Source organism: Litoreibacter ponti (assembly GCF_003054285.1).
GTDB lineage: Bacteria > Pseudomonadota > Alphaproteobacteria > Rhodobacterales > Rhodobacteraceae > Litoreibacter > Litoreibacter ponti.
The window spans coordinates 1,003,988-1,025,673 of record NZ_QBKS01000001.1 but is presented as its reverse complement, the minus strand read 5'-3'; the positions used below and the strand labels follow the sequence as shown (position 1 = coordinate 1,025,673).

Here is a 21,686-nt window from a genome sequence, read left to right as displayed (position 1 = left end):
TGATACGCGCGCCGCCAGTTGGGGATGTATCCGAGGCAGATGTGATGAGTATTTTTTCCGTGACCAAGGGCGTTTTCGCCGCGCTGGCCGCCGCCGCGATTTGTGCGACCGCCGCTTTGGCCGAGGGGCCGCTGGCCAAATCCACAGGCTTCAACCCGGCGCTTCTGGCCGCCGAGAGCCTGCAACGCCAGCAGATGGCGAGCCTGTCACCTGAACGCCTGACGCGCATTTCCACGCCCATGTCGCGCTCTGGCGGGACCCCGGGTCGGCTGGTGACCTCCGCCGCCGGGATCAACGCATTGCCGAAAGCCACGGGCGGGCCGCAATGGCAGTGCCTGACCGAGGCGCTCTATTTCGAGGCCCGCGGCGAGACGGTCAAAGGCCAGATCGCTGTGGCCGAGGTGATCCTGAACCGTGTCAGCTCGCCGCGCTTCCCCGATACGGTCTGCGGCGTGATCAATCAGGGCACCGGGCGCAAATACGCGTGCCAGTTCACCTATACCTGCGACGGCAACCCCGAGACGATCCACGAGCCACGTGCCTATGAGCGGGTGGGCAAGATCGCCCGGATGATGCTCGACGGCGCGCCTCGCACCCTGTCGGGCGGGGCCACCTTCTACCACACCACCGCCGTCAGCCCGAGCTGGGCGCGCAAGTTCCGCCGCACGGCACGGCACGGGGTGCATTTGTTCTACGCGCGCTCCTGAGGTCTCAGGCGTCGGTTTTGGGCATGTGGGCAGGGGCGTCTTGCCTGCTACAAGGCGCGTAAGATGACCTTGGCGCGGGGATGCCCTGATGAGTTCTGACATTCGACTGGCCTTCGCGCATCCGTCCGAGCGGGCGGAGGCGACCGCCGGCGAGCTGCGCGACCGCATCTCCCTGCGCGACCACATCCGCGAGGTCGAGATCGGCGCATTCCAGCAGGAACGCGGCACGCTGCAGCGGGTCTGCTTCAATGTTGTGGTCGAGGTCCGCCTGCCGGAGCTGACCGGTGCGGGCGGCGTTGACGACGATGTCGACAAGATCCTGTCCTACGACACCATCACCGAGGCCATCGACCGCGGGCTGGCCGCCGAGCGGCTGAACTTGCTGGAGACGCTGGCGGCGCTGGTGGCCGAAGACATCCTGACCGATCCGCGCGCAGCGCGGGTCTTTGTGCGGATCGAGAAGCTCGACCGCGGCCCCGGTGCGCTCGGCGTCGAGATCGTGCGCGACCGCACGATGATCACGCCCGTGGAAGAGGCGAGCGCGGATGTAATCCCGCTCGTGGTTCTGCTGGGCAATTCCGTGATCGGATCACAGAGGCTCGGCGCGGTGCTGGATCAGCTGGAGGCGCGCGGCGCGCCGGTGATCCTGTGCGTGCCTGCGGGTGCGGCGAAGGCGCCGGAGGCCGCGCATCCCGCCGCGCAGCGCCGGATCGACCTCTTGGCGATGGAGCAGAACGCCTGGGTGCTCGCCGCGCGCGACAAACGCTGCGTGGTGGTCGGAACGCGAACAGAGCTCGACTGGGCGATCAAGCAGGGGCAGATGAGCGTCTGGGCCCCGTCGAAAATGGTGCTGGATGCGACCGATGCGCCCGCGGGCGATGCGCCAGAGGCGCTGGCCGATTGGCTGGCACGCGCGTTTTCCGCCGATGCGGTGCTGAACCTGCCCGATCTGGCCGCGTGCGAGGCGCTTTCGGCGTGATCTTGAGTTCGGACCTGCGCTGTCTATAACGCCCGGTATGGCCCTCTTTTTCCGCCCGATCCTGGAGCATGATCCCTACCGCCCCGCCAGCGCCCTGTCGCTGCCGGGCACGCCCTTGTGGTTCGACCGGGTCGAGCCGATCGAGCGTGGGGTGCGGCACAGCCCGGTCCCCGTCGCCGATCTTCCCCCGCAGGCCGTGGAGCCGATTATCGCGCCGCGCGCGCCGTTGATGGGGTTGCCGATGGACCGGCCGTGGCTGATGGGGGTGCTCAACGTCACGCCGGACAGCTTCTCGGATGGCGGCAAGCACAACGCGCCGGAGGATGCCGCGGCGCGCGCGCGGCAAATGGTGGCCGAAGGTGCGGATATCCTTGATATAGGGGGCGAGAGTACACGGCCCGGCGCAGAACTGGTGCCCGTTGAAGAAGAGATTGCCCGCACCGTTCCGGTGATCCGCGCGCTGCGCGCGGGCGGCGTGACCACACCGATCTCGATTGATACGCGCAAGGCTCAGGTCGCCCGGGCGGCGCTGGAGGCGGGCGCGAGCATGCTCAACGACGTCTCCGCGCTAAGCTTCGATCCCGCCATGGCCGACGTGGCGGCGTCAAGCGGCGTGCCGATTTGCCTGATGCACGCGCAAGGCGATCCCAAGACCATGCAGGCCGCGCCGACCTATGACGATGTCGTGCTCGACGTGTTCGAGCATCTGCACGCGCGCATTGCGGTGGCCCGCGATGCCGGGATCGCGCCCGGGAACATCATCGTCGATCCCGGCATCGGCTTTGGCAAGACGCAGGAGCACAACCTCGCCCTGATGCGGGGCCTGGGCCTGTTTCACAGCCTTGGCTGCCGCATCCTGCTGGGGGTCTCACGAAAGCGTTTCATCGGTAACATTGCGGGAGTGGATCGGGCGGAAGACCGCGCAGCCGGGTCGGTGGCCTTGGCGCTCGAGGGGCTCAGGCAGGGTGTTCAGATTATCCGCGCCCATGATATAGAGGCCCACAGGCAGGCCTTCGCCCTTTGGCGGGCCGTGCACGTCTGACCCAATTACAACCGCGCGACAGCAGGCGCGGGACCCGAGCGGAGGCTGACAGATGGCGCGAAAATTCTTTGGAACCGACGGTGTGCGGGGGCGCGCGAACGCCTACCCGATGACCGCAGAGATGGCCATGAAACTGGGGGCGGCCGCGGGCCGCTACTTCCGCAAGGACCAAAAGCGCCACCGGGTGGTGATCGGCAAGGACACGCGCCTGTCGGGCTACATGTTCGAGAATGCGCTGACGGCAGGCTTCACCTCGACGGGGATGGATGTCTTGCTGCTGTCGCCGGTCCCGACCCCTGCGGTGGGGATGCTGACGACCTCGATGCGGGCGGATGTGGGGGTGATGATCTCGGCCTCGCACAATCCGCATTACGACAATGGCATCAAGTTCTTCGGCCCTGACGGATTCAAGCTGAGCGACGAGGACGAGCTGGCCATCGAGGCGCTGCTCGACACCGAGATCGAGCCTGCTCAAAGCCACAATATCGGCCGCGCCAAGCATATCTATGACGGTCGCTACCGCTACGGCGAGCGGGTCAAATCGACCCTGCCGCCCGGCATGACGCTGAACGGGCTCAAGGTGGTGATCGACTGCGCCAATGGTGCGGCTTACAAGACCGCCCCGGAAATCCTTTGGGAGCTCGGCGCGGAAGTGGTGCCTGTGGGCGTGTCGCCCAACGGCTTCAACATCAACGAAGGCTGCGGGTCGACCGATGTGACCACCGCTGCGGAGGCCGTTGTGGCCCACGGGGCCGATGTGGGGCTGTGCCTTGATGGCGATGCCGACCGGATCATGGTGCTCGACGAGACCGGCGCGGTGGCCGATGGTGATCAGCTGATGGCGCTGCTCGCGACCTCCTGGGCGGAGGCGGATCGGCTGAAGGGCGGCGCTTTGGTGGCAACCGTGATGAGCAATCTCGGGCTGGAGCGACATCTTGATGCCCACGGCCTGCGGCTGGAGCGCACCGGCGTCGGCGACCGCTACGTGGTCGAGCGGATGCGCGCGGGCGGCTTCAACCTGGGCGGCGAGCAGTCGGGCCATATCGTCATGACCGATTACGCCACGACGGGCGACGGCCTGCTGGCAGGGCTGCAATTCCTGGCGGCGATGAAGAAATCCGGCAAGCCTGCCAGCGCGCTGGTGCGCCAGTTCGAGCGGGTGCCGCAGATGCTGCAAAACGTGCGGTTCGAGGCGGGGCAGATGCCGCTGGAAGATGCGACGGTCAAGGCCGCGATCTCTGACGCCGAAGGGCGGCTTGAGGGGCGCGGGCGTCTGCTGATCCGCAAATCCGGTACCGAGCCGCTGATCCGCGTCATGGCCGAGAGCGAAGATGAAGGCTTGCTCACGCAGGTGGTGGGCGACGTGGTCGCCTCTGTCGAGGCGGCTACCGCCTGAGCATCGCCGCCAGCGCGCGGTATTGGCTGAGGCCGATGCCCGCGAGGATGATGGCGAGCGCGAGGAACAGCTGCGGAGGCAACTGCTCCCCCATCAGCGTGACGCCAAGGATCACCGACCAGACCGGCACCTGATAACTCGTCAGACTCATGAACAGCGACCCGGCCGTGGTGATCACCCGCACGCGGATCACTGCCGCCAGAGCGGTGGGGAACAGGGCGGCATAGATCAGCGCCAATGTGGGCGAGACCGGGAAGCGCGCGGGCCAGCCTTCGATCAGAAGCGCGACGGGCACCAAGATCACGGCAGCGACCAGCATCGACGCGGTGGCAAAGGCGATGGGCGGCATCTTCGGCGCGCGGCGGGTGATGACCGATCCGCAGGCGTAGCAAGCCGCCGCAGCCAGACAGGCAAGACGCCCGAGCCATTCGTTCTCCTCGCCCGTGCGCGCCACCGCGCCCGGGCCGATCAGGATGTAGAGGCCGACAAAGCCCAAGATCATGCCAAGGATGCGGCGGGGGCCGATGCCCTCCTCGGGCGAAAACAGGTAGACCAATGGCAGCACCAGCAGCGGCACGGCCCCCATCGCCACGCCCGCGAAGGCGGAGGGGACGAATTGCTGCCCCCAACTTAGCAACACGAAGGGCAAGGCGATCGCGCCCGCGCCGATTACGGCGCTGTAGCTCCAGCCGCGTACATTGCCGACCTTGTGCGGACCTTGGCCCAGCAGCGTTCCAATCACCGCAAGGGCCGCCGCACCGAGCATAGTGCGCCCGGCCGCCACGGTCCACGGCCCGAACCCATCCAGTGACAGGCGCACCGACATGAACGCACCGCCCCAGATCAACCCCAGCAGTATGATCAGCGCCCAGTTCAGGGCTCCGGGATGTTCGGGGGAGGGAGAGGTCATGGCGCCCTTCCTAGCGGATGCGACAAATGTGCGCGAGCCAAGACTTGCCCGGAACAATGATGCAGCGGCGGTGTTTGGGTCGGTAACCTGCCACAAGGAGAATTGAGATGTTTGTAGAGACCTTTTTGCCCCTGTTGTCCTTCGGGACGATGCTGGCCGTGATCGTTTTCGCGATTATGAGCCAAAACAAGGTTCTGGCGCGGATGGACAACCCCGACGCCCCGAAATCGACCCTGGCGTCGGACAAAAGTAGCCACGGCAAACCAGCCGACGTGTAACGGAAAAAAGGCGGGCCACACCGGGCCCGCCTATGGTTTGTGCCCTGTCGCGGCGACTTAGTTCTTCGCCTTGTCGACCATCTTGCCAGCCGAAATCCAGGGCATCATGCCACGCAGGGTTTCGCCGGTGGCCTCGATCTGGTGCTCATCGTTGATGCGGCGCGTGCCTTTGAAGAAGGGCTGGCCGACGGCATTTTCCTGCATGAAGTCACGCACAAATTTCCCGGTTTGGATGTCGGTCAGGATCGCCTTCATCCGCGCCTTGGTCTCGTCATAGGGCAGGACGCGCGGGCCGGAGACATATTCACCATACTCGGCGGTGTTTGAGATCGAGTAATTCATGTTGGCAATGCCGCCCTCATAGATCAGGTCCACGATCAGCTTCACCTCGTGTAGGCACTCGAAATAGGCCATTTCGGGGGCGTAGCCAGCCTCGACCAGGGTCTCAAAGCCCATGCGGATCAGCTCGACCAAGCCGCCGCATAGCACGGCCTGCTCGCCGAAAAGGTCGGTCTCGCACTCTTCGCGGAAGTTCGTTTCGATGATGCCGGAGCGGCCACCACCGATCGCGGAGCAATAGCTCAGACCGATCTCCAGCGCCTTGCCGGACGCATCATTGTCCACCGCGACCAGGCAGGGCACGCCGCCGCCCTTGGTGAATTCGCCGCGCACGGTGTGGCCGGGGCCTTTCGGGGCCATCATGATGACGTCGATGCCTTCTTTCGGCTCGATCAGGCCGAAATGCACGTTCAGGCCGTGGGCGAAGGCGATGGCTGCGCCCGGCTTGATGTTGTCGTGGACGTATTTCTTGTAGGTCTCGGCCTGAAGCTCGTCGGGCATGGTGAACATGATGACGTCGGCCCATGCGGCGGCTTCGGCGATTTCCATGACCTGCAGGCCTTCACCTTCGGCCTTGGCTTTCGACGGCGATCCCTCGCGGAGCGCCACGCACAGGTTTTTCGCGCCGCTGTCACGCAGGTTCAGCGCGTGGGCATGGCCTTGGCTGCCGTAGCCCAGAATGGCGACTTTCTTGTCCTTGATCAGGTTCACATCGCAATCGCGATCGTAGTAAACGCGCATATCGGGCGCTCCTTTGGTTTGTGTTGTCTTGCCGTGCAATTTACGTATTCGCGCGGCGGACAACAGATTAAATTCAGCAGTTATTTTTGTTTTTTGGAGGCTTTTATTCTTTATTCGAGCGAATTATGATGATTTAATGCTCGATGATGCCGACAGACGTTTACTGCGCCAGATGCAGGCCGACCCGGAAGCCCCCGTTTCCGAGCTTGCGGAGCGTTGCGCGATGCAACCCGGCACCGCGGCCCGAAGGCTGGAGCGTCTGCGCGAGAGCGGTGTACTCAAGGGGCAGCACGCGGTTATCGACTGGCAGCAACTGGGTTTCGCGGTGGAGGTGTCGTTGCGGTTCACGCTCGACAAGACCAACCCGCGCGCCTTTGACGAATTCCTTGAACAGGCGCGGCGCATCCCGGAAGTGATTGCGATCCAGACCTTCCTCGGTCGCGTCGATGTGCGCCTGTCGGTGATCGCTCGCGACATGGGGCATTACCAAAGCCTTTACCGCGACCAGATTTTGACCCTGCCGCATATCTCCGAACTGGAGGCTTTGATGCATGTGGCGACGATCAAAACCGCCGAACGGCTGCCGATATGAATTGGGACGCGACTGACTTCGCCATTTTACGCAGCTTGGCGGCGGATGCCGCGCAGTCCGCGGGGGCCGTAGGACGCCAGCTGGGCCTGTCGCAACCGGCGACTTGGCGGCGCATCCGCAAGTTGCAGGAGGCGGGCGTTTTGGCGGGCCGCCGCGTTGATCTCGATGCCGAGGCATTGGGCTTCGGCGTCACCGTGTTTCTTGGTGTCAAGCTGGCCACTAAGGGCCGGGTTTCGTTGGAAGATTTCGAACGCGCCGTGACTGCGATACCGGAGGTGCAGACGGTGCAGCACGTGCTCGGGCTCTATGATTATCGGCTGCGCGTCGTGGCGCGGGATCTGTCGGATTTCGAGCGCGTGTTGCGGCGACGGATCATGACGCTGCCGGGGGTGGGCGATGTCGAGGCGAATGTCTTGCTCAGCGAAGAGCGACTTCCCGGGCCGATTGGCTAAATTTTTCGGCAGCATCGAGTACGAGATTTACGTTTTCTTCGTGATTTCAGGCGATCCTCGTGGGGCATCAGACGGAGCCTCAGGAGTGCGGATCAAAAGCCGAATAGGAATAGCAAGCTTCGCCATCGCGATTGCGGCGGTGTCTGTTAGCTTTTCTGCACTCATGGTCCAGATCGTATTCCCACCTGAGCTGCATGAGTTCACGACGTGGCGCGCGGTGCTGATTACCGTGACTGTGACGATCCCCATTGCAATGTTCATCGGGGTGAAGATCTATGAGAATACGGCGCTCAGTCTCGAGCTGCAGCGGCTGGTGAACCGGGACCGCCTGACCGATGTGGCGACGCGGGACTTCTTTTTCAAAGTGATGGACCGCAACCCCGACGCCTATGGTGTCTCGTTGATGGTTGATATCGACAACTTCAAGGCAGTGAATGACAAGCACGGACATCTCGCGGGCGACGAGGTCATCAAAACGGTCAGTGATGTGCTGCGCAAGGAATGCCGGTCGCGTGACATTGTGTGCCGTTTTGGGGGCGAAGAATTCATCGTCTTTCTTCATCAAGCAAGTGCGGAGCAGGGGGCCGAAGTGGCCGAACGCATCCGAAAAGCGGTCGAGCAGGAACCGACCATGTCCGACGACGCCAAACTTTGCGTTACAGTATCTATTGGCGGCTCGCTGAAGGAGGCGGCAGATGACATCACGCAATCGATCAAACGTGCGGATGATGCGCTCTACCGTGCCAAGGAAAACGGACGAAACCGAATTGTGATGGACCTTCGCAAGGCCGCGTGACGGCCGTGAATTCCCGCCAGCGCACCTGCGGTTTCGGATGGGAAACGCAAAAGGCGCGCCTCCGGGTGCAGTATACCGAGATAGGCCGTGCATCCCCCGTGCGCCTCCCGTAATTTGGCCGGGACACAAGGGAGGTAAACCCATGACCGCATTGCTCAAAACCGTAGACCCGGATGGTCTGCGCGAATTCTCGGTGGTGTTCACCGACCGCTCGCTGAACCACATGTCCAAAACATTTCAAAAGGTGATGACGGATATCTCCTCCATGCTCAAAGAGGTGTATCACGCCGACAGCGTCGCGCTGATCCCCGGCGGCGGCACTTTCGCGATGGAGGCCGTCGCGCGGCAGTTTGCCTCCGGCAAGAAGGCACTCGTGGTGCGCAACGGTTGGTTCTCTTACCGCTGGTCCCAAATCATGGAAGCCGGTGGCTTGCCATCGGAGACCACCGTGATGAAGGCACGGCAGACCGGCAATGACACCCGCGCGCCCTTTGCGCCGTGCCCGATCGAGGATGTGACTGCGCGCATCCGCGACGAACGCCCGGCGGTCGTCTTCGCCCCGCATGTGGAGACCTCGGCAGGGGTGATCCTGCCCGACGACTACATCAAACAGCTGGCCGACGCCGCCCACGAGGTCGGCGCCTTGATGGTGCTGGACTGCATCGCCTCGGGCTGCGCCTGGGTCGATATGGCCGCGACCGGCGTCGATGTCCTGATCTCCGCGCCGCAAAAGGGCTGGTCTGCGACCCCCTGCGCAGGGCTGGTCATGATGTCGGCGCGGGCGCGCGAAGTAATCGACACGACCACCTCCGACAGCTTCGCCATCGACCTGAAGAAATGGCTGGCGATCATGGAAACCTACGAGAATGGCGGCCATGCGTACCACGCCACGATGCCTACGGACGGGCTGCGCGCATTCCGGGATACGATGCTGGAGACGCGCGAATACGGCTTTGAGCGGCTGCGAGAGGCGCAATGGCGTCTCGGCAATGGCGTGCGCGAGTTGATGCGAGATAAAGGGGTGACCTCGGTCGCAGCGGATGGCTTCGGTGCACCCGGCGTGGTGGTCTGCTACACCGACGATGCCGACATCTCGAACGGGTCGAAATTCGCCAAGCTCGGCACGCAGATCGCGGCGGGTGTGCCGCTGGAATGCGACGAGCCGGAGGATTTTCGCACGTTCCGGATCGGGCTGTTCGGCTTGGACAAGCTCTACGACACCGACGCCACGCTTGCTGCTTTGAAGGACGTCGCGGACCAGGTCCTTTAGCGCGCGCCAAGCCCCAGTTTCATAAGTGTTTTCCGGATCGGCGTCGCGTCATGGATCGCGCCGATCCCGACGCTGCGAAGGTCGCGCAGCCACTGGGACTCGCTCATGGATGTGCGGTTCAGAATGCCGATCCCGGCAACGCGAGCACGCACATCGGGCCGTCGCTTACGGTCGTAGGCGTCGAGCATCGGCTTGCTCCCCAGCTCATGGTGTTGGGTCAGCGTCAACAGTGTGTCCAGATCGGCTAGTGACATGTTCAAACCCTGGGCGCCAATCGGAGGCACGACATGCGCGGCTTCGGCGACAAGCGCTGTTCGCTCCGCACTGAACCGCGCTGCGATCTGGCTGATGATGGGCCAGATCGTGCGGCGCGAGGCAAGGGTGAGCGGGCCAAACAGGTGGCACGAGCGCTCTGACATTTCCGCGTTGAAGTCCGCCTCGTCCATTTCGAACAGCTCGACCGCGCGCGCGCCGCCCTCCATCCAGACCACGGCAGAGCTGGGAAGTCCGCCGTAATCAGGCAAGGGCACAAGCGTAAAGGGTCCCCCGGTGCGGTGGATCTCTGTCGAGACGTTGCCATGCGGGATCGGATGCGTCACGGCAAAGGCCAGCGCCTTTTGGCCGTAACGCGTTGTTTTCACGTCAATCCCTGCGGCCTCTCGGATCATCGAGCCGCGACCGTCCGCGGCGATAACCAAGGCCGCCTCGCGTGTCGTGCCGTCGCTCAGCCACGCCTTCGCCCCATGGGTACGCGTGAACACACGGGTACAGGCCGTGCCCGGCAGAAATTCGACATTGGGTCGCTCGGCGGCCCGCGCGACCAGCTCGCGTCGGATGAGCCAGTTCGGCAGGTTCCACCCGAACGGCATCTCTGAGATGTCGGAGGCGTTGAAGTCGCGGCTGGCGCGCGGCTCTGGCGCGTCGCCGCCGGCATCAACGATGCGCATCGTCTCAAGCCCCATCGCATGGGGTGCCAGCCGGGTCCAGACGCCCGCCTTCTCCAGAACGGCGACAGAAGGTTGGAGGAACGCGGTCGAGCGTAAATCAGCGCCTTCGGCATCCCGGTCGGTGACGGGCGGGGCGGGGTCGACACAGGTGACCGCGTAACCCGCGCTGCCGAAAAGGCAGGCGGCCGTCAGCCCTGCCACGCCGCCGCCGGAGATGAAAATATCACGCCTCATAGCTGAGAAGATAAAGGCGCAGAGTCAGGGCGCAACTGGGTCAGAAAGCCGCGCAGATCGCTGGTATGGTGATGAATGTGATCGGCAGGCGCAGGCTCCGGAGCGACATGGACGGTTCCCATTCCAAGCGCGTGTGGCACGGCGAGATTGCGCGGATCATCTTCGAACATCACCGCGCGCTCTGGCGAGAGGCCGTCCAGCGTGAAGACCCGATCAAACGCGGCAGAGTCCGGTTTCGGGTGATAGTCCGCATGTTCTATCCCGTAAATCGCATCAAAAAGGCCGGATAGGCCTCTGTTTTCAATCACGTTCTTGGCATAGGGGCGTGTGCCGTTCGTGTAGATGATCTTGCGCCCCGGCAGCGCCACGATCGCGTCGGCCAGCCCGGGCTCAGGCGACAGGATGGAAAAGTCGATGTCGTGCACATGGTCAAGATAGCCCTCTGGGTCCATGTCATGTTCGCGCATCAATCCCGCAAGCGTCGTGCCATGTTCGCGCCAGTACAGTGCGCGGAGCCGGTCGGCCTCGGCCTCGTCCACGTCGAGGGTTTGCATCACCCATGCGGTCATCCGGACCTCGATCTGGTCGAAAAGCCGCATATGCGGCGGGTAAAGCGTGTGGTCGAGGTCGAACACCCATGTGTCGACGTCATCAAATGTATCTATCTTCATCATCGGGACAGTAGCGTGCGGATGCCCGGGTGCAACGTCCCGCACCACAAATAGCGGTGTAAACCTTGTCTGACAGACGCGGCGCGGCTAGCTTGCCGGGAACAGGGGAACAGGGGACCTGCGATGCCGATCGAACTGCCAGCCGCCAATGATGCCTATGGGATGATCCTGCACGCGATCGATACGGGCATCTACAGCCCCGGATCACGGCTGGTCGAAAGCGAATTGGCGGAGCGGTTCGGGGTTTCGCGCACGCCCATTCGCGAGGCGTTGCAACGGCTGGAAACCCAGTCGATGCTGACCCGCGATGGGCGCTCGCTGATCGTGGCCTCGCTCGATCACAACCAGATGGCGGAGCTTTACGCGGTGCGGACCGCGTTGGAGGGGCTTGCGGCAGAGCTGGCCGCGCAGCATGCGGCGCCCGAAGAGATCAAAGTGCTCTACGATATGGTCGAGGAGGATCACGCATTTCTGGGCGAGCCGACGAAACTGTCTCAGGCCAACCGGCGATTCCACCGGCAAATCCATCTGGCGTCGCACAACCGCTACCTCGTTCAGCAGCTTGATCTGGTGTACCGCTCAATGGCGTTGCTGGCGTCCACATCGCTTGCGGCGGAGGGCCGGGGCGAGATCGCGCTGGCGGAACATCGCGCCATCGTCAAAGCAATCGAGGACCGCGATGCCGCGGCCGCGTCAAACGCGCTGCGCGACCACCTCTCGATCGCGTTCCAGACCCGGCTGAAGATCGACGCGGGCGCCGTTCACGGCGAGTGATCCCGCCTCGCTGCCGCCGAACATTCCGTGCTCGGTCTTGTCCCAGTAGAACGGATCAAAAAGAAGCTCAATCAAGCCCTTATAGGCCGCAATTGTTGCGAATATGAAGTAGGCAGGCAGGCTAAGAACCCACGCAACGCTGGGCCGCGGGCCCGCACGTCGCGCCGCGATCATGAAGACCGCTAAGGTGACCATTTCCGCCGCGACAAAGCCCGCGCCGAGGGCGCTGGCGACCGGAGCCTGCAGCGGATCGAAGATGGGGTTGGGCCATCCGAAGACATAGGTGGCGAGGCTCCACCACAATACCGGGGCGAGGAAGAACGATGCGAGCGTGGCGAGAAACAGGATCTGAAAGCCCATGAAGCGCCAAGCGCCCAGTTCCCGCCACAGCCGCGCGGGCCTGCGCATATGCACGCACCAAGTGACCGCGTAGCCCTTCAGCCAGCGCGAGCGTTGCTTGATCCAGGGCCAGACGCGGCTGTTGGCCTCTTCCTGTGTCACGGTGTCGATCATCTCGCAGCGATATCCGCGGCGCGCGAGGCGCATGCCCAGATCGGCGTCTTCGGTCACGTTATGGGCGTCCCATGCGCCTAGCCGCACCAGTACGTCACGGCGAAAGAACAGGGTCGTGCCGCCGAGCGGGATCGCGAAGCCCAAGCGTTGCAAACCGGGCAGCATCACCCGAAACCAGCCCGCATATTCGAAGAAAAAGCACCGCGATAGCCAGTTCGTGCGGGCGTTGTAGAAGCTGAGCACGCCTTGCAGGCAGGCCAGCCGGTCGTCACTTCCCGCAAAGCGCGCCGCAACCCGGTGCAGCTGGTCGGGCGCGGGCGCGTCCTCTGCGTCGTAGACGCCGATCAGGCTGCCGGAGGTGAAATCCAGCGCGTAGTTCAGCGCGCGCGGCTTGGTCTGCACCCCGCCTTCGGGCACCGTGACCACGCGCATCCATCCCGGCAGGCCGCCCTTGGTCAGGGCGGTCGCTGTAACGGTGTCGGTCGCTTCGACCACGAGGCAGACTTCCAGCAACTCGCGCGGATAGGTCAGGCGGCGCAGGCGGGTGACGAGTGCGCCCGCGATGTCGCGCTCCTTGAACAGGGGCACGAGGATCGAGATTTTTGGAAGTTTGCCCGTGGGATTTGCCGCAGACTCCGTCCCGGGTTTGCGGAAGGCCATCACAATGCAGGCCGCCTTCAGCGCCGTGTTTGCAAACAGCGCAAGGCTCGCCGCGCCAAAGAGCGTGTAGATCAAGGGGGCGGGCGCGAAGGCCATGCAGGCCACGATCGCCGCCACAAGCGCCGCCATCATCACCGTCGCGACCCCGGTGGACCAGCCGCGACAGCTGTCCTCGGTCGGGGTGCGCAGCTCGGCCGCTTGTGCGAGGCGGCCGCCCAGATGGATCTCGATCGCGCGCTGCAGATCGGCTTTGCCAGCTAGTACGTAGCGCGCATCCGACAACGCCGCGGGCAGCTTCAGGCGGATTTGCGAGATGCGGTCGGGATGGGCGGTAGCAATCACCGCGCGACCCTGCTCGCGCCGGCAGGGCAGGAAGCCCAGCCGCAGGCAGTCGGACGGATCGAGCCCCTCCAAGAGGCTCAGATCAATTGGCGTGGCCGCCAACAAAATGGTATCCAGCTGATGCTGCCTAGCCAGCGCTGTAAGCAACTGCTCTTCGGTGATCAGCCCTCGGGCATGGAGGATATCCCCTAAGGCCACGTTTTGGCGGGTCTGCAAGGCTAGCGCGGTGATCAGGTCGGACGCGCTGAGCAAGCCTTGCGCCACAAGGATATCACCCAGCCGCGCGCGCGGCGCGGGCGCGCGCAACAACGGTTTGGGGGACGCCAAGGGCAGGTTCATCTCGCAATGCTCCACACGGCAGGGGTGCCGCTGGGCATTTGTGGGTGAAACTGGTTAAGGGCGGGTTAAGCGGTGGCTTTCGCCCGCGCCTCCATCGCCTCTGCAAAGCGTTCGAACAGGTAGTAGCTGTCCTGCGGCCCCGGCGATGCCTCCGGGTGGTACTGGACCGAGAAGATCGGCTTGCCATCCACCTTGATGCCACAGTTCGAGCCGTCGAAGAGCGACACATGGGTTTCCAGCACGCCCTTGGGCAGGGTCTGGCTGTCGACCGTGAAGCCGTGGTTCATCGACGTGATCTCCACTTTGCCGGTGTCTAGGTCCTTGACCGGGTGGTTCGCGCCGTGATGGCCGTGGTTCATCTTGACCGTCTTGGCCCCGAGGGCCAGCGCCAGCATTTGGTGGCCGAGGCAGATGCCGAACACGGGGATATCGCGCGCCAGCACGCCCTGGATCATCGGCACGGCGTATGCGCCGGTGGCGGCGGGATCGCCGGGGCCGTTGGACAGGAACACGCCATCGGGATTGAGCGCCATCACGTCCTCTTCAGTGGCGGTGGCGGGCAGCACGGTCACATCGCAGCCCGCAGAGGCGAGGCAACGCAGGATGTTGCGCTTGGCGCCATAGTCAATCGCCACGACCTTGTGTCCGGGGCCTTCGCGCTTGGTGAAGCCTTCGGGCCAGGCCCAGCGTTGCTCGTCCCATGTGTAGCTTTGGGCGCAGGTCACTTCCTTTGCGAGGTCGAGCCCTTCGAGCCCGGCAAAGCCGCGTGCGGCCGCCACGAGCGCCTCGAGGTCGAAATTTCCGTTCGGGTCATGGGCCATGGCGACATGGGGGGCGCCTTGCGCGCGGATCGCGCGGGTCAGGCGGCGGGTGTCGACGCCGCCCATGGCGATGCGCCCGCGCCGGGCCAACCAATCGCCAAGCTCTGCGGTTGCGCGCCAGTTCGACGAAGCGGTCGGGTCCCATTTCACGACCATGCCCTCGGCCACCGGATCGGCGGTCTCGTCATCTTCCTCGTTCACGCCGGTATTGCCGATATGGGGGAAGGTGAAGGTCACGATCTGCCCCGCATAGGACGGGTCGGTCATGATTTCCTGGTAGCCGGTCATTGCGGTGTTGAAACACAGCTCCGCGGTGGTTCGACCCGTGGCGCCGAAGCCCTGGCCGTAGAAGACTGTGCCATCGGCGAGAACCAGACAGGCGGTCGGTTTGGCGGTCATGGCGGCACTCCTTGGGGGCGGGGATATGGGCAAACTTTTGGAGTTTTAGGCGGGCCGGAACGGGGCGTCAACTACGGAACGGGATGCTTGTGAACTAGGGGCAATTCGGGGTATGAGGCGCGCCTATTAAGGTTTCAGGGAAGGCACCTTAGCTATGAGCGACATGAGAACCCGGATCACGGACTCCCTCAAGGAGGCGATGAAGGCCAAGGATGCCGAGCGGCTTGGCACGCTGCGGCTGATCAACGCCGCGATCAAGGATCAGGACATCGCGCTGCGCGTCGAGGGCAAATCCGTGGGCGATCCGGAAATCCTCGCGATCCTCGGCAAGATGGTCAAGCAGCGCCAGGAAAGTGCGCGCGCCTATGAGGAGGGCGGCCGCCTTGAGCTGGCCGAACGCGAGCAGGCAGAGATCAAGGTGATCGAGGATTACCTGCCCGCGCAGCTAAGCGACGCCGAAACCGAGGCCGCCGTGGATGCCGCCATCGCCGAGACCGGCGCGGAGAGCATCCGCGACATGGGGCGCGTGATGGGCGTGCTCAAAGGCAAGTATACCGGCCAGATGGATTTTGGTGCGGTCGGCCCGATGGTGAAGGCGCGGCTCGGGTAGCCGCGATTTCTCAACCTGTGACCGCCAGCAGGCAGCTCACCGCGAGGTAGAGCGAGCCGAGCGAGCCGCAGGTGAAGCCCAGGATCCGGATGAACGGGATCCCGGTGTAGTAGAGCAGCACAAAGGCCGCGCGCCCGAACACGATGATCGCGGCGGCAAGCGCGGGGCCATCGCCGCTGATCCCCAGCATTGCGGAGCCGACCAGAACCGGCACGATATAAGCGGCGGATTCGACCTGATTTTGGTACGCCCGCTGGATGCGCAGGCCGAGCGCGCTTTTTTCCACGATCGGCCGGTTCGAAGAGAAACCGTAGCCGAAGCCTTGGGTCACATAGGCGTATACGATCTCGATCGTGAGCGCGGTCATGGTCACAAGGGCGAAGCCGATCAGGGCAGTCTCGAAGGTCATGTCAGGTGGTCTTTCAGCTGGTGTGTGAGATGGGAGTGGCAGCGCGCGCTATGCGGGCAGCCGGTCGATCCAGTCGCGCAGGGCGCGCCCGATGGCGGTGGGATGATCCTCTTGGACGAAATGCACGCCGGGGCCGAGGAAGACATCCTCGAGGTTGGAGGCGTTCGCTTTCACATATTCCACCACCGGGGGTGGCATCAGCGCCCCGGGCGCAACATGCAGCATCAGTTTCGGCATGTCGGTCGAATAGAGCCATTCGCCGTTCGCAGTGATGACCGCGCCGGTATCCGCGGGCTCGCCCGCGATGGGGATTTGGCGCGGCCAGACCAGCGTGGGCTTGCGGCTTTCCGGCGTCGGAAAGGGCTTGCGGTACTGCGCGAGCACCTCGTCTGACAGCGGGGTCGCGACGCCGAATTTGCCCAGCACCTCTTCGACGAAGAAGTTGTTTTGCAGTACGGCCTCGTCGCCCGCGGGCGAGCGGAGCATCGCGAAGAGCTCTGCGTTCTGCGGGCCCATCGCCTCGAGGCTCGGGGCGGGCAGAGCCGGGGGAATGCCGGCTTCCATGAAGGCGATGGCCTTCACGTTGCCCTCGTTAAGCCGGGCATAGCGCATCCCCAGCACCGAGCCCCAGTCGTGGATCACGAGGGTGATATCCTGCAGGTCGAGCGCCGCGATGAACCCGTCGAGATAGGCGGCGTGGTCCGCGAACGTGTAGCCGATATCCGGCTTGTCGCTGTCGCCCATACCGATCAGATCGACCGCGATGGCGCGGTGGTCCTCGGTAACGAAGGGGATGATGTTGCGCCACAGGTAGGACGAGGTCGGGTTGCCGTGCAGGAACAGCACCACGGGACCCTCGCCTTCGTCCACATAAGCCATTTTGGAGCCGTTCACCTCAACGAGGCGTTTCTCAAACGGCATTTCGGCGGAGGGGGCGTCGCCGTCCGCGAGGGCGGGCAGGGCCGCGCTCAGCAGGGTGGTGGCAGCGGTCAGGCGCAGAAGCGCGCGGCGCGTAAGGGTCGGGGTCATGTTCGTCTCCTTCGGGATGAGGCAGGTTTTAGTCGACACGGGTGCGCAGGAAATCGGCAAGGCCGGAGACCAGCGCGTCGGGCTCGTCCTCCTGCAGGTAGTGCCGGGCCTTGGCGAACTCGGTCACCTCGGCCTGGGGCAAGCGTTTTTTCCACGCCGCGAGGGCACCGATGGGGATGAGTGGGTCCTTGAGCCCCCAGAAGATGCGGGCTGGCCCCTTGAACTGGTCGATGAAGGGCGCGGTCTCTTCCAACAGGATCTTGGCCGCCGGGTGGCTCGTCCGGGTCGGGATCATGCGCGGGAAGGCCATGACGCCCGCGCGCTCGGCGGGCGAGCGGAAGATGCCGCGATAGGCGCGCTTGATGGCAGGCGTGGGTTTTGAGGCCGTGGCAAGGGACATCACTTGCCGCTCGAAAAAGCCCAGACGGCGCACCATGAAATCGCCCAGGCCCCGGGACCGCATCATAAGCAATGGGGGCGGCAGCTTCAGGCGCTCAGGGTCCATGCCCTCCACGGGCGGGTAGAAGCCAAACGTGTTCAGGATGACCAGCGCCTTGATCCGCTCCGGGTGGCGCGCGGCGACGCCCAGCCCGATGGGGCCACCCCAATCCTGCATCACGAGCGTGATATCGCGCAGGTCGAGGTGCAGGACGAGCGCCTCGAGATTGTCGATATGGGCTTTCAGCGTGTAGGCGCTTTCGTCGTCGGGCTTGTCGGACAGGCCGAAGCCGACGTGGTCCGGTACGACGACGCGCCGGTCGCGCGACAGCCCGATTGCGAACCGGCGATAAAGAAACGACCAGGTCGGATTTCCATGCAGTGCGAGCACCTGCGCGCCGCCGCTTTCCGCGCCTTCATCGAGGTAGTGCATCTGGCCCATCGGCGTGGAAATGAAGTGCGAGGCGAAAGGGTATTCGGACTCAAGGCCCAACTCCTTAATGCGCGGATGGACCTTCCCGGATATGGCGTTCATGGGTGATACCGAACCTGATTTGTGCTGTCACAACAGGAATATCACCGCAATTTCGCAGCAACACGGCGTATGTTTGCAGCGTCTTGGTGCGAATTTGCTACTCGCGCCCGGTGAGTTTTTGTTTGTTCGTGCGCAGCAGATCCTCGGCGAACCGCATGAAGGCGCGGACCCTCGCGGTGCGGCGCAGATCGTTATGGGTCAGCAGCCAGATGTCACGGCTCTTGACCGGAGCGCGCGTGCCCGCGCGTCTCAGACCCGGATCAGCATCGCCAAAAAGACACGGCAGGATCGAAAGGCCCAGCCCTTGCTGCGCGGCGGCCTGTTGGGCGGGTATCGTCGGGAAGAGGCCCCAAACCGGGACGTCCGGGTATTCCGACGATTGCACCCATTCCGGCGCGCCTTGCGTCGACGCGCCCCAGCCCAGCCAGCGATAGGCCTTTGGATCCTGTTCGAGGTATTCCGGCGTCGCATAGACGGCTTCGGTATAGGCGAACAGGCGTTTGCCGACGAGCGTGTCGGGCGGGTTATTGTCGAGCCGCACGGCGAAATCCGCCTCGCGCCGGGCCACGTCCCGGATCGTGAGCGAGGTGTCGAACCTCAACTCGATCGAGGGATGCGCGTCGACGAAATCCGGCAGCGCAGGCAGGAACAGCGCGACAAGCAGCGGCTCGGGCATCGTCACGGTCAAGGGCCCGGCGAGCTCTCCATCCAGCCCGGCGATGCTGCGCTCAACGTCGATCAAGGCATCGTCGAAGGTCTGGGCGACGGAGAACAGCCGCTCGCCCGCACTCGTCAGCATCAGCCCGTCAGGGGTGCGGTTGAACAGGTTGGTGCCAAGGCTGGCCTCCAGCGCCTCGATGCGGCGACCGATGGTGGTGTGATGAACGCCAAGCGCTTCGCCTGCGCGGCGCACCGTTTTGTAATGAACCACCGCGCGCAGGGTCTTGATGTCTTCCCAATCCACGGAAGCCTCGCATTTTTGCACCAACATCTGTTTACGAGGCTAGTGAGCTTTGCAGTGAGGCACCAGAAATTTACGAGAGCGCTGCGGCTTTGTCGCTAGCCGAGCCGCCGGATCTCCTGCTCCAGCTCTTGCTTCAGCTCCAACCGTTCTTCGGCGGACAGGAACGCCCCCAGCTCTACCTCGCGGGGCCCGCCACGCAGGGTCAGGTAGTTCTCGACAGGTTTGTCCTGGCTCACGACCTCGACCCAGTAGGGGTTGGCCTCCCATTCCTGCCGCCGTGTCTTGGCGGGGCCCATCGGGTTGACCCGCACAAGCGTCATGCGGTCGTCCCAGATTGACAGCTCCTCGACCGTTTGGCCGGAGCGATAGCTGCGCATGATGAAAAACCACAGCGCCCAGACCGTCGCGATCAGGAAGGGCAGCAGGACCCAGACAGCGCCGGTGCCCATCAGCGGCAGCAGTGGGATGGCCAGCAGGAAAGAGGTGATCGCAATGAAGAAGACGAAGCCCGAGACGGGCAGGGAGCGGTGGGGCCAGAGCAGCACCCGGTAGCACGGCGCCTCGCCCCCCCTGTAAGTGGAAAGGCCCTCGGGATAATCCGAGGCCCCTTCATCAAGGTGTATGTGCTGGATCGGCATGGCCGCTTAGTGGCTGTGGCTCTTGTCCCAGTCCGACTGCTTGGGCAACGTCTCGAACGTGTGCTCCGGCGGCGGGGAGGGCAGGGTCCACTCCAGCGTGTCTGCATACTCGTTCCACGGATTGGCCTCGGTCACACGGCGTCCGTACATCAGCGTGTAGACGATCACGCCGATGAAGAAGAGGAACGATGCGAAGGACAGGAAGGCACCCCAGCTCGACACGTAGTTCCAGTAGGCGAAGGCCTCCGGGTAGTCGATGTAGCGGCGCGGCATGCCTTGGCGGCCCAAAAAGTGCTGCGGGAAGAAGGTGATGTTCGCACCCACGAACATCAGCCAGAAGTGCAGCTTACCTGCCCATTCGGGATACATGCGGCCCGACATTTTCGGCAGGTAGAAGTAGATACCTGCGAAGATGCAGAACACGGCACCCAAAGACATCACGTAGTGGAAGTGCGCCACGACATAGTAGGTGTCATGGTAGGCCCGGTCGATGCCGGCCTGCGCCAGCACGATGCCGGTCACACCGCCCACGGTGAAGAGGAACAGGAAGCCAAACGCCCAGAGCATCGGCGTCTTGAACTCGATCGAGCCGCCCCACATCGTGGCGATCCAGGAGAAGATCTTGATGCCTGTCGGTACCGCGATCACCATCGTGGCCATCATGAAGTAAGACTGCTGCGACAGGCTCATGCCCACCGTGTACATGTGGTGCGCCCACACAACGAAGCCCAGCGCGCCAATGGCGACCATCGCGTAGACCATCGGCAGGTAGCCGAAGATCGGCTTGCGCGAGAAGGTTGCGATGATGTGGGAGATGATCCCGAAGCCCGGCACGATGATGATGTACACCTCGGGGTGACCGAAGAACCACAGCAGGTGCTGGTAGAGGATCGGGTCACCGCCGCCCGACGGGTCGAAGAAGGTCGTCCCGAAGTTCCGGTCGGTCAGCAGCATGGTGATGGCGCCAGCCAGCACCGGCAAGGCCAGAAGGATCAGCCATGCGGTCACGAAGATCGACCAGGCAAAAAGCGGCACCTTGTGCAGCGTCATGCCGGGTGTGCGCATGTTCAGGAACGTCGTGATCATGTTGATCGCGCCCAGGATGGACGACGCACCGGACATGTGAACCGCGAAGATCGCGAAGTCCATGGACATGCCTGCCTCGGACGTCGAGAGCGGCGCGTACAACACCCAGCCCACGCCGGAGCCCAGCTGGTCATTGCCACCGGGCGTCAGCAGGGAGGCCACAGCCAGCGAACAGCCAGCCACGTACATCCAGTAGGACAGGTTGTTCATCCGCGGGAACGCCATGTCAGGCGCGCCGATCTGCAGCGGCATGAAGTAGTTACCGAAGCCGCCAAACAGCGCCGGGATCACCACGAAGAACATCATGAGAATGCCGTGACCTGTGATCAAAACATTCCAAAGATGCCCGTTCGGGGTACAATCGGCCACGGCCGCGGCGGTGAAGCGCGCGCCTTCGAGGCACATGTATTGCACACCGGGCTCCATGAGCTCGAGGCGCATGTAGACGGTGAAGGCCACCGAGATGAAGCCCATCAGGCCTGCGGTGAAGAGGTACAGAATACCAATGTCTTTATGGTTGGTGGACATAAACCAACGGGTGAAGAACCCCCGCTCGTCGTGGTCATGTCCCTGAATGGCTGCGTCGGCCATGCGGTTCTCCCGTTTTTTGGTCGTCGGTTCGCCCGGAACCCGCCTGCAGCGCAGACTCATCCCGGCCATTTGACGCCCTTACTAAAGCGCCCGTGAGGCCTGCACAATGTTCCAACCTGCCGCAGGGGTGGAAAAAATGTCGCTGTCTGATTTCCCGCTTTCCTGGCGCGGTGTGGCTTGTAGT

Annotated in this window: 23 protein-coding genes; 11 read left to right on the top strand and 12 right to left on the bottom strand. The window is 63.8% G+C overall.

Going from position 1 to position 21,686, the window contains the following annotated elements; translation table 11 throughout:
- The first annotated feature begins 44 nt into the window (after positions 1-44).
- From C8N43_RS05140 to glmM, 4 genes are all read left to right on the top strand, one after another.
- Positions 45-707 carry a cell wall hydrolase gene (locus C8N43_RS05140; protein WP_107844577.1) on the top strand — a complete coding sequence of 221 codons (663 nt, stop codon included), beginning with the start codon at positions 45-47 and terminating at the stop codon, positions 705-707.
- A gap of 88 nt (positions 708-795) precedes the next feature.
- Positions 796-1,686 carry a dihydroneopterin aldolase gene (locus C8N43_RS05135; RefSeq protein WP_107844576.1) on the top strand — a complete coding sequence of 297 codons (891 nt, stop codon included), beginning with the start codon at positions 796-798 and terminating at the stop codon, positions 1,684-1,686.
- Positions 1,687-1,723: 37 nt separating this feature from the next.
- Entirely contained in the window at positions 1,724-2,728 is a 1,005-nt protein-coding gene (folP, locus tag C8N43_RS05130; protein WP_107844575.1) for a dihydropteroate synthase, read from the top strand.
- 52 nt (positions 2,729-2,780) lie between these two features.
- On the top strand, positions 2,781-4,124 hold the full coding sequence (gene glmM / locus C8N43_RS05125; RefSeq protein WP_107844574.1) for a phosphoglucosamine mutase: 1,344 nt from the start codon (positions 2,781-2,783) through the stop codon (positions 4,122-4,124).
- On the opposite strand, the gene C8N43_RS05120 is transcribed toward glmM, so the two are convergent.
- Positions 4,114-5,034 carry a DMT family transporter gene (locus C8N43_RS05120; RefSeq protein ID WP_107844573.1) on the bottom strand — a complete coding sequence of 307 codons (921 nt, stop codon included), beginning with the start codon at positions 5,032-5,034 and terminating at the stop codon, positions 4,114-4,116. The two genes, glmM and C8N43_RS05120, sit on opposite strands and share 11 nt — an antisense overlap.
- A 107-nt stretch (positions 5,035-5,141) precedes the next feature.
- Here C8N43_RS05120 and C8N43_RS19705 point away from each other — a divergent pair, with 107 nt between their 5' ends.
- Positions 5,142-5,312 carry a hypothetical protein gene (locus C8N43_RS19705; protein ID WP_170114409.1) on the top strand — a complete coding sequence of 57 codons (171 nt, stop codon included), beginning with the start codon at positions 5,142-5,144 and terminating at the stop codon, positions 5,310-5,312.
- Between the two features lie 57 nt (positions 5,313-5,369).
- Here the strand turns inward: C8N43_RS19705 and ilvC are convergent, their stop codons facing one another.
- Positions 5,370-6,392, bottom strand: a complete 1,023-nt coding sequence (ilvC, locus tag C8N43_RS05115) for a ketol-acid reductoisomerase (protein WP_107844572.1) — start codon at positions 6,390-6,392, stop codon at positions 5,370-5,372.
- A gap of 136 nt (positions 6,393-6,528) precedes the next feature.
- On the opposite strand from ilvC, the gene C8N43_RS05110 reads away from it, so the two are divergent.
- The 4 genes from C8N43_RS05110 (at position 6,529) to C8N43_RS05095 (ending at position 9,502) form a co-directional block, all read left to right on the top strand.
- On the top strand, positions 6,529-6,984 hold the full coding sequence (locus tag C8N43_RS05110) for an Lrp/AsnC family transcriptional regulator (protein WP_107844571.1): 456 nt from the start codon (positions 6,529-6,531) through the stop codon (positions 6,982-6,984).
- Complete coding sequence (locus C8N43_RS05105; RefSeq protein ID WP_107844570.1) at positions 6,981-7,436, top strand: Lrp/AsnC family transcriptional regulator; 456 nt, start codon at positions 6,981-6,983, stop codon at positions 7,434-7,436. The genes C8N43_RS05110 and C8N43_RS05105 overlap by 4 nt, the downstream gene beginning before the upstream one ends.
- Positions 7,429-8,232 (top strand): GGDEF domain-containing protein, encoded by an 804-nt coding sequence (locus tag C8N43_RS05100; protein WP_158269915.1) that lies wholly within the window; start codon positions 7,429-7,431, stop codon positions 8,230-8,232. The genes C8N43_RS05105 and C8N43_RS05100 overlap by 8 nt, the downstream gene beginning before the upstream one ends.
- A gap of 142 nt (positions 8,233-8,374) precedes the next feature.
- Entirely contained in the window at positions 8,375-9,502 is a 1,128-nt protein-coding gene (locus C8N43_RS05095; RefSeq protein WP_107844568.1) for an aminotransferase class V-fold PLP-dependent enzyme, read from the top strand.
- Here C8N43_RS05095 and C8N43_RS05090 read toward each other — a convergent pair.
- Both C8N43_RS05090 and C8N43_RS05085 read right to left on the bottom strand, forming a co-directional pair.
- A complete protein-coding gene (locus tag C8N43_RS05090) occupies positions 9,499-10,683 on the bottom strand; it encodes a UbiH/UbiF family hydroxylase (RefSeq protein WP_107844567.1) in 1,185 nt (394 codons plus the stop codon). The two genes, C8N43_RS05095 and C8N43_RS05090, sit on opposite strands and share 4 nt — an antisense overlap.
- Positions 10,680-11,354: a pyrimidine 5'-nucleotidase gene (locus tag C8N43_RS05085; protein WP_425437075.1), complete on the bottom strand. Its 675-nt coding sequence runs from the start codon at positions 11,352-11,354 to the stop codon at positions 10,680-10,682. Before C8N43_RS05085 ends, C8N43_RS05090 begins: the two co-directional genes overlap by 4 nt.
- A 123-nt stretch (positions 11,355-11,477) precedes the next feature.
- Here C8N43_RS05085 and C8N43_RS05080 point away from each other — a divergent pair, with 123 nt between their 5' ends.
- A complete protein-coding gene (locus C8N43_RS05080; protein ID WP_107844565.1) occupies positions 11,478-12,128 on the top strand; it encodes a GntR family transcriptional regulator in 651 nt (216 codons plus the stop codon).
- On the opposite strand, the gene C8N43_RS05075 is transcribed toward C8N43_RS05080, so the two are convergent.
- Positions 12,048-13,982 carry a glycosyltransferase gene (locus tag C8N43_RS05075; RefSeq protein WP_107844564.1) on the bottom strand — a complete coding sequence of 645 codons (1,935 nt, stop codon included), beginning with the start codon at positions 13,980-13,982 and terminating at the stop codon, positions 12,048-12,050. The two genes, C8N43_RS05080 and C8N43_RS05075, sit on opposite strands and share 81 nt — an antisense overlap.
- Before the next feature lie 65 nt (positions 13,983-14,047).
- Positions 14,048-15,202: a glutamine-hydrolyzing carbamoyl-phosphate synthase small subunit gene (gene carA, locus C8N43_RS05070; protein ID WP_107844563.1), complete on the bottom strand. Its 1,155-nt coding sequence runs from the start codon at positions 15,200-15,202 to the stop codon at positions 14,048-14,050.
- A gap of 163 nt (positions 15,203-15,365) precedes the next feature.
- Between carA and C8N43_RS05065 the strand changes: the two genes are divergently transcribed.
- On the top strand, positions 15,366-15,812 hold the full coding sequence (locus C8N43_RS05065; RefSeq protein ID WP_107846245.1) for a GatB/YqeY domain-containing protein: 447 nt from the start codon (positions 15,366-15,368) through the stop codon (positions 15,810-15,812).
- A 10-nt stretch (positions 15,813-15,822) separates the two neighbouring features.
- Here the strand turns inward: C8N43_RS05065 and C8N43_RS05060 are convergent, their stop codons facing one another.
- From C8N43_RS05060 to ctaD, 6 genes are all read right to left on the bottom strand, one after another.
- The gene (locus C8N43_RS05060) at positions 15,823-16,221 is read right to left on the bottom strand and encodes an MAPEG family protein (protein ID WP_107844562.1); all 399 of its coding nucleotides are present in this window, start codon (positions 16,219-16,221) and stop codon (positions 15,823-15,825) included.
- A gap of 48 nt (positions 16,222-16,269) precedes the next feature.
- Positions 16,270-17,250 (bottom strand): haloalkane dehalogenase, encoded by a 981-nt coding sequence (locus tag C8N43_RS05055; RefSeq protein WP_211308560.1) that lies wholly within the window; start codon positions 17,248-17,250, stop codon positions 16,270-16,272.
- Between the two features lie 28 nt (positions 17,251-17,278).
- Positions 17,279-18,223: an alpha/beta fold hydrolase gene (locus C8N43_RS05050; protein WP_107844561.1), complete on the bottom strand. Its 945-nt coding sequence runs from the start codon at positions 18,221-18,223 to the stop codon at positions 17,279-17,281.
- A 97-nt stretch (positions 18,224-18,320) separates the two neighbouring features.
- Complete coding sequence (locus C8N43_RS05045; RefSeq protein ID WP_158269914.1) at positions 18,321-19,187, bottom strand: LysR family transcriptional regulator; 867 nt, start codon at positions 19,185-19,187, stop codon at positions 18,321-18,323.
- A 95-nt stretch (positions 19,188-19,282) separates the two neighbouring features.
- The gene (locus C8N43_RS05040; protein ID WP_107844559.1) at positions 19,283-19,825 is read right to left on the bottom strand and encodes a DUF2244 domain-containing protein; all 543 of its coding nucleotides are present in this window, start codon (positions 19,823-19,825) and stop codon (positions 19,283-19,285) included.
- 6 nt (positions 19,826-19,831) lie between these two features.
- The gene (gene ctaD, locus C8N43_RS05035; RefSeq protein WP_107844558.1) at positions 19,832-21,502 is read right to left on the bottom strand and encodes a cytochrome c oxidase subunit I; all 1,671 of its coding nucleotides are present in this window, start codon (positions 21,500-21,502) and stop codon (positions 19,832-19,834) included.
- Between the last annotated feature and the right edge of the window lie 184 nt (positions 21,503-21,686).